Origin of the sequence: Collimonas sp. OK412, from assembly GCF_900112135.1 — a bacterium.
Taxonomy (GTDB): Bacteria; Pseudomonadota; Gammaproteobacteria; order Burkholderiales; family Burkholderiaceae_D; genus Collimonas; species Collimonas rhizosphaerae.
Genome location: NZ_FOLC01000061.1, coordinates 1 through 1456, shown reverse-complemented (window position 1 = coordinate 1456; position 1456 = coordinate 1). Strand labels below are relative to the sequence as shown.

The following is a 1456-nucleotide window of genomic DNA, read 5'->3' as shown; positions in this document are numbered from 1 at the left end:
TAACATGCCGTTCTCCTTGATAAAGTTGGGTTCGCACCGTTACTTTATCGCTTGGCGTTTGCCAAGGGGAGGACGGCTAGATGATTATCAGAGTTGAATTAATTCTTAAAAATTAATTCAACTCTGACCCTAATTAATTATTGCTAAGTTAATTCGACTCTGACTCTAATTAATTTCTGTTAGGCCGGTTCTATGTCGAAGTGGCCTAGGTAGTCGAGTTTTCCTACGGCTACTCCTTTGTTGCGCAGGATGGCGTGGGCGGTGGCTACGTGGAAGAAAAAATTCGGCAGGGTGAACGTCAGCAGGTAGGCGTCGCCTTGCAGGGTGGTTTTGAACTTGCCGAAGGTTAACGTCACCGGATGTGTTGCGCTTTCTTGCAAATCCTGCGGCTGTACGCTTTCCAGGAATGCGATTGTCTTGGCAATCCGCTCTTGCAACTCGGCTAGTGTCGTCTCGTTGTCTTCAAAGCGTGGCGCCTGGACCGCCGACAAGCGGCCGATGGCATTTTTCGAGGTGTCGCTGGCGCGCTGGATCTGTCCTGCCAGCGACAGCATGTCCGGCGCCAGTCTGGCGTTGACCATTTCGGCGGGGTCGATGTTGCCGGCCTTGGCGTGGGCCTCGGCCTTCTCCAGGTAACCGGCGAGTACGCCTAAGCCACGCACGAACACCGGAACGGAAATTTGGTACATCGATAAGGACTGCATGTCGGACTCCTGGAAGGATGGGCATCAAGCCGAGAGCATCATCCTATCCGTTTTGGCCCGGCGCTGCATGCCAGCCTGGGAACTGCCTGTGCGCCCAGTCCACCTGGTGCGGCGGCCTGGCTGGAACTACAGGTCGAGGCGATAGAACCTGGTATCGAGCCCCATGCGTGGGAAAGCCTGCGGCAGGCCGCTGGCGTCGATCTCGGCAAAGCCGTTCTTTTCATAGAAACGATGCGCGGCCAGGAAGGCTGCCGTCGTGCCCAGGAACACCTGCCGCAATCCTTGCCGGCGCGACCAGCCGAGCAGTTCTTGCAACAAACGATGGGCGACCCGGTGCTCACGGCCGCGGAACGGCGCCTTGACAAACATCTTGCGCAGCGCACCCTGGGCGTTGCCGATATCTTTCAGCGATATGCTGCCGACCACTTCCTCGCCGGCCCGGGCGATCCAGAAATTGCCGTGGCCGCTCTGGTAGAAATTGGGGATATCCAGCAGGTCGGGTTGTTCCTGCAAAGTGATTGCGAAGCCGAATTCGGTCTGCTGGATCGGCAGGATCAACGCGATCACGCCGTCGCGATACGATTCTGAATAGGGACTGATGGTGATCATTTTCAAGCGGTCCATAGCGGAAATAAAAAAAGACAGGCAAACGCCTGTCTTCAGGTTGCTGACAAAGCCTTCCGAAATTGGAAGGCTTTTTCTATAATGGGGCATGCTAAAAATCCCTGCACCGTACCAGCACGAACTGGAGA

At 55.6% G+C, this 1456-nt stretch carries 2 protein-coding genes; both read right to left on the bottom strand.

The window, feature by feature from the left end; translation table 11 throughout:
• Positions 1–179: 179 nt before the first annotated feature.
• Positions 180–704, bottom strand: a complete 525-nt coding sequence (locus BM062_RS24870) for a DUF1993 domain-containing protein (RefSeq protein WP_092402415.1) — start codon at positions 702–704, stop codon at positions 180–182.
• 126 nt (positions 705–830) lie between these two features.
• Entirely contained in the window at positions 831–1313 is a 483-nt protein-coding gene (locus BM062_RS24865; RefSeq protein ID WP_254785246.1) for a GNAT family N-acetyltransferase, read from the bottom strand.
• Between the last annotated feature and the right edge of the window lie 143 nt (positions 1314–1456).